This window comes from Streptomyces sp. NPDC004658, assembly GCF_040609555.1.
Taxonomy (GTDB): domain Bacteria; phylum Actinomycetota; class Actinomycetes; order Streptomycetales; family Streptomycetaceae; genus Streptomyces.
This window is the reverse complement of record NZ_JBEXKG010000287.1, coordinates 1-5,277: the sequence shown is the minus strand read 5'-3', so window position 1 is coordinate 5,277 and position 5,277 is coordinate 1. Positions and strand designations below refer to the sequence as shown.

The window sequence follows — 5,277 nt, the reverse complement described above, 5'->3', positions numbered from 1 at the left end:
GGCCCCGACCACCTCGCCTCCGGGGCCCCGCGTCCCGGCCCCGCCGCACGCCGACCGGGCCGGCTCGTGGCCGCCGGCACCGCCCGCCGCCGCGCGGGCGGTGCGCCGGCCGTCCACTGAAGGACACCGCTGCGGCCGACGAGGTCTCCACGACTCGACGAGGCAGAACCGCACCGCCCCTCACCCCACCCCACCGGACCAACCCCCACTCGTCCGAAGGACAGCCATGCTCCACACCACCCCCACTCCGCCCCCGGCCGCCGACCCCTCCTGGACCCGGACCCGCCCCAAGCCCGGCTCCCAGGAGCAGGCAGTCCAGGACCGGGCAGCCTGACCCGAGCAGCAACCAGCGGCACGGCTCCCCCGGTTCGCCCCCACCCCCCGGAGCTACGGCATCCCGCCCGCGACCCGCTAGATTCGCCGCCGGTGCGGAGCGTCCGTGCTCTCGGCGGGACGGTCCGCGTCCGCCGTGTGTGCTGTGTGCCGGGGGTCTCATGGGCTGGTCGCTGTTCCGCCGCAACCGGATCGCGTCGGGGCTTCCGGTGCCGGGGCGGTGCGCGCCCGGACGGCATGTGCTGAGCACCGAGCGGCTGTTGCTGTTCACCCCGCGCACCCGGCTGGACGTGGCGGCGGCGCTCGCCGCGAGCGCGGACGCCGAGGCGCAGCGGTGGCTCGGCACCCAGGCGGACGAGGTGCTGCCCGACCCTGCCGTCCGCCGGGCCCTGCTGGCCTGGCGGCCCGCCGGGGAGGACGGCCGCCGGATCCCCCGAGAGCTGGCGGAACCGTTCACGCCGGGCCCGGACGACCCGCTCCTGCTGGTCTGTGTGCGCCGCTCCGACCTCAGCTACGCCGGCGCCCTGGAACTCCAGCACCGGGTGGGCGAGATGGGCGGCTGGCTGGCCCCGGGCTGCCGCGGCCAGGGCCTGGGGGCGGAGCTGTTCCGCGCGGGCCTGGAGCTGGCCCACACCCATCTGGGACTGGCCACGGTCCGGGCCGGGGCCGAGCCCGGGAACACCGCGAGCCGGCGTGCCCTGACCCGCGCGGGCCTCGTCCCCGACCAGGGCCCGCGGCGGCACACCCTGCCCGACGGCCGCGTGGTGGACGCCGTCTGGCACCGGCACGACACCGGGACGCCGGTGCGCTGCCGCTGACCGTCAGGGAGCGTCCCGGCGGCGCCCGGTCACAGTTGCTCGCCGGTGGCCAGGACCGGGTGCTGCCGGCGGCCCGCGGGGAGGGTTCGGAGAACTTCGAGAACTCCGAGGACTTGAGAACTCCGAGGACTTGAGAACTCCGAGAACTCGGAGAACCCGCGGGACTCTGAGGGCATCGCGAGCGCCTTTTTCGGCCGGGGCGGCCTAGTCGACGGCGGTGAAGGCGAGCACGGCGTTCTGGCCACCGAAGCCGAAGGAGTTGCTGACGGCGGCTCGTATCCGCTGCGGCCGGGGCACTTTCATGACGACGTCGAGGTCCAGCGCCGGATCGAGCGTGTCCAGGTTGGCGGTGGGCGGGATCAGCTGGTGGCGCAGACTCAGCACGGTGCAGGCCGCCTCGATGGCTCCGGCCCCGCCGATGGCGTGCCCGATGGTGCCCTTGACCGCGGTGACGGGCGGGGGACGGCGGAAGACCCGGTGCAGCGCGTTGTGTTCGGCGGCGTCGCCCTGCGGGGTGGCCGTGCCGTGCGCGTTGACGTGGTCGACGTCCTCCGGTTCCAGGCCGGCGTCGGCGAGGGCACCGCTCAGCGCGCGGGCGGCACCCTCGCCGGCGGGGTGCGGGGCGGTGAAGTGGTGGGCGTCGCAGGAGGCGCCGAACCCGGCGAGCAGCGCCTCCGGGCGGGCGCGGCGGGCGCGGGCGTGTTCGGTGCGCTCCAGGACGAGGACGGCGGCGCCCTCGCCGAGGACGAAGCCGTCGCGGTCCCGGTCGAACGGGCGGGAGGCCGCGTCCGGGATTGCGGCGCGGCGGGACAGGGCCCGCATCTGGGCGAAGCAGGCGGCGGTCATGCGCAGCCGGGCCGACTCGCTGCCGCCGGCCAGGACGAGGTCGCACCGCCCGGACAGCAGCCAGTCCCGGGCCAGGCCGATCGCGCTGGTGCCGGAGGCGCAGGCGGTGCTGACCACCATGTTGGGGCCCAGGGCACCGAGGTCCAGGGCGATCTCGGCGGCGGCCATGTTGGGCACGCTGCGCGGCAGTGCGAGCGGCGAGACCCGCTCGGGGACCTGGTCGGCGAGCCGGTCGAACTCGGCCTGCCAGCCCTGCATGGAGCCGGTACCGACGCCCATCACCACACCGACCCGGGCTCCGTCCCAGTCGTCCGGGGCGAGCCCGGCGTCGGCGACGGCCTCGCGGGCGGCGAGCAGCGCGAAGGTGGTGAACCGGTCGAGCCGGCGGGCCAGCCGGTGCCCGAGCAGGCCGGCCGCGTCCAGGCCGGGCACCTGGCAGGAGAAGGCCACGGGGAGCCCGGCCAGGGCGGGGTCGGCGGCTGCCATGGACCGCCCGGCGCACAGGCCCGCCCAGGCCGCGTCCCTGCCGATGCCCGCCGGGGTGACCAGTCCCAGTCCGGTGACGGCGACCGGGGCCCGCCGCGTGCCTGCTCTCACCTGCTGCATGAGGCGTGATTATCCGGACCGGTCGGCAGGGGCCCGGGCCGTCGCAACTCGTTCGGCCCAGGTCCGGGCCGGTGCTACCACCCGGATGCGCGAATGTGGACCGGCGGGTGTGAACGCGGCCCGCGGACAGGCATCCCCGCCCGCATCCGCCCGCGCGTCGGGCCCCGGTCCTCACGGGGCCCGCCGTCCTCACGGGGCCCGCCGTCCTCACCGGGCCCGCGTCCTCACGGGTTCCGTCTCCTTCACGACACCCCGCCCAGTCCAGCGCCCCCGCCGGTCCCGCGGCCCCGCCGATTCCGCGCCCCCGCCGGACCTACCCTCCCTCAAGCCCGCCGTCCCCGTCGGACCTGCCGTGGTCCGCGGGGCCTGCCCTCCCCTCCGGCTCCCCGTCGTCTTCCGCGCCGCCCGCCAGGGCGCCGGCCGCGGTCGACCACGCCTGCGCGAGCGCGGTCTCCAGGTCGTCCAGTGGGTGGTCGGACGTGTCCAGCCGGAGGGCGGGGCCGATGTGGACATGCACGCGCGGTCGGCGTACGGGTGCGGTGGCCCAGCCGGCGAGCTGTTTGGCGAGGCTGCCGGAGGAGACCCGGCGGGCGCCCGCGTGCCCGATCGGCAGCACCGGGGCGCCGGTGGACAGCGCGAGGCGGACCACCCCGGACTTCAGGCGTCCGGGCGGGCGGTCGTGCGCGGCGCGGTGACGGGGCAGGCAGCCCTCGGGGTAGACGAGCACGCCGCGCCCGGCGGCGAGGGCGTCGGCGGCGGCCCGGAGTGCTTCCGGGGCGCGGCGGCTGCCCCGGTGGACGGGAACATAGCCCTCCCGGGTGAGGGCCGGGCCCAGCAGGGGCACCCGCCACAGCCCGGCGGTGGCCAGTACGACGGGGCGCAGGCCGAGCCGGTGCAGGGTGCCGATGAGCAGGACCGGGTCGAAGAACGAGGCGTGGTTGGCGGCGAGGACGTATCCGGTGCCGGACGGCCGCACCAGATGCCGGGTGCCGCTCACGTCGGTGTCGCTGAAGACGGGCACCAGGGCCCCGGCCCATGCGGACAGCATCGGGCTCTCCTCTCCGCTGTGTCTCCCCCTGCGCCGATCATCACCGGCACCGCGCCGCCGCGCACGCCCACACTGCCCCGAATGCCTGTTTGACGTGTGGTGGTCAAAGATCACTCCGGTGGGCGCGCGACCGGCACACGGCGTTCCCGCGCCCGCACAGGGGCGGCCGGACGGCTCAGGCGTCGGGCATCAGGCCCGCCGCCACCGTGGCTCCCAGCTCCCAGCACGCCTGGATGTCGGCCTTCGCCGGCTCGCCGGTGACGGTCACCGGCTCGGCCGCCCGGCGCCAGCCGAGGCCCGTGGTGACGGTCTCCACGGCGCGGACGGCACCCGTGACGTCGTTGCCGCCGTGGACGTAGAAGCCGAACGGGCGGCCCCGGGTCTCGTCCAGGCAGGGGTAGTAGACCTGGTCGAAGAAGTGCTTGAGGGCGCCGGACATGTAGCCGAGGTTGGCGGGCGTGCCGAGCAGGTAGCCGTCGGCTTCGAGCACGTCGGAGGCGGTGGCCGACAGGGCCGCCCGGCGCACGACGCGCACGCCCTCGATCTCGGGTGTCGTGGCTCCCGACACGACGGCCTCGAACAGGGCCTGGCAGTTCGGTGAGGGGGTGTGATGGACGATCAGCAGGGTAGGCACATCCGGCACCCTGCCGTGCGCGTACCGTCCCTCGCAAACGGTGGCTGCAGGACGACTTCCAGGGGCGCTTCGAGACGCGGTCCGGGGCCGCGCGACCGGCTTGCCGGGGACGGGGCGCGCGGCGGGGCCGGGACAGGAGGATCAACCGTGGTCGACGAGGACCGCAGGGCGCAGGCCGCCGTGGTGTTCGACGCGCTGGGGCTCAGCTACGAGCAGGCGTTCGCCGGCTCCGCACCGCACCGGGCGTCGCTGCGCTGGCTGCTGGAGCGGCTGGCGCCGGGCAGCAGGGTGCTGGACGTGGGCAGCGGAACGGGCCGCCCCACCGCGCAGACGCTGGCCGAGGCCGGCCACAGCGTGCTGGGGATCGACATCTCGCCGGTCATGGTGGACCTGGCCGCGCGGCAGGTGCCCGGGGCCGAGTTCCGGCTGGCCGACATCCGCAGGACGCCGGTGCCGGAGGCCTCGTTCGACGCCGCGTGCGCGTACTTCTCGCTGCTGCAGATGTCCCGCGCCGAACAGGCGGCCGTCGTGGCGAAGCTGGCCCGCGCGGTACGGCCCGGCGGCCTCGTCGCGCTGGCCACCGTGCCGCTCGACCTGGAGGACATCGAGGCCGTCTTCATGGGGCAGCCGGTACGGGTGACGAGCTTCTCCGCCGAGGCGTTCACCGCGCTGGCCTCCGGCGCGGGCCTGACGGTCGTAGCCGAGGAGCAGACCCTGTTCACCCCGGCCGGTCAGGAGGCGCGCCCCGAGCCGCACCTCTTCCTGCACTGTGTGCGCGGGGCCGGGTGAGGCACAGCCGGTGGACCCCGTCCCGGCCGGGGTTGTCGGTGCCCTCGGTTACAGTGACGGCTCTGAACCGAAGGGGAGGCAGCAGTGCGGGTCGGGGTGGGGGCCGTCGGAGGCCGCATCGTCGTGGCGGCGGCGCTCGCCGCGGTGCTCGGCGGGTGCGCGGAGTCGGCGGACGGCGACGGGAGGAAGTCCGCGGGCGCGGC

Annotated in this window: 5 protein-coding genes; 2 read left to right on the top strand and 3 right to left on the bottom strand. The window is 76.1% G+C overall.

Annotated elements, in window-relative coordinates:
- The first annotated feature begins 494 nt into the window (after nt 1–494).
- Nucleotides 495–1,151 (top strand): GNAT family protein, encoded by a 657-nt coding sequence (locus ABZV94_RS39955; RefSeq protein ID WP_356349736.1) that lies wholly within the window; start codon nt 495–497, stop codon nt 1,149–1,151.
- Nucleotides 1,152–1,355: 204 nt separating this feature from the next.
- Here the strand turns inward: ABZV94_RS39955 and ABZV94_RS39950 are convergent, their stop codons facing one another.
- The 3 genes from ABZV94_RS39950 to ABZV94_RS39940 form a co-directional block, all read right to left on the bottom strand.
- Nucleotides 1,356–2,603, bottom strand: a complete 1,248-nt coding sequence (locus tag ABZV94_RS39950) for a beta-ketoacyl-[acyl-carrier-protein] synthase family protein (RefSeq protein WP_356349733.1) — start codon at nt 2,601–2,603, stop codon at nt 1,356–1,358.
- Nucleotides 2,604–2,916: 313 nt separating this feature from the next.
- On the bottom strand, nt 2,917–3,651 hold the full coding sequence (locus ABZV94_RS39945; RefSeq protein ID WP_356349732.1) for a lysophospholipid acyltransferase family protein: 735 nt from the start codon (nt 3,649–3,651) through the stop codon (nt 2,917–2,919).
- Between the two features lie 175 nt (nt 3,652–3,826).
- Nucleotides 3,827–4,285 (bottom strand): NAD(P)H-dependent oxidoreductase, encoded by a 459-nt coding sequence (locus ABZV94_RS39940; RefSeq protein WP_356349730.1) that lies wholly within the window; start codon nt 4,283–4,285, stop codon nt 3,827–3,829.
- A 147-nt stretch (nt 4,286–4,432) separates the two neighbouring features.
- Here ABZV94_RS39940 and ABZV94_RS39935 point away from each other — a divergent pair, with 147 nt between their 5' ends.
- Nucleotides 4,433–5,074 carry a class I SAM-dependent methyltransferase gene (locus ABZV94_RS39935; RefSeq protein ID WP_356349728.1) on the top strand — a complete coding sequence of 214 codons (642 nt, stop codon included), beginning with the start codon at nt 4,433–4,435 and terminating at the stop codon, nt 5,072–5,074.
- Nucleotides 5,075–5,277: the final 203 nt, after the last annotated feature.

Bases quoted from the DNA above. Each gene is read 5' to 3' on its own strand.
- ABZV94_RS39955 (WP_356349736.1), top strand. From the start codon at position 495: ATGGGCTGGTCGCTGTTCCGCCGCAACCGGATCGCGTCGGGGCTTCCG.
- ABZV94_RS39945 (WP_356349732.1), bottom strand. From the start codon at position 3,651: ATGCTGTCCGCATGGGCCGGGGCCCTGGTGCCCGTCTTCAGCGACACC.
- ABZV94_RS39950 (WP_356349733.1), bottom strand. From the start codon at position 2,603: ATGCAGCAGGTGAGAGCAGGCACGCGGCGGGCCCCGGTCGCCGTCACC.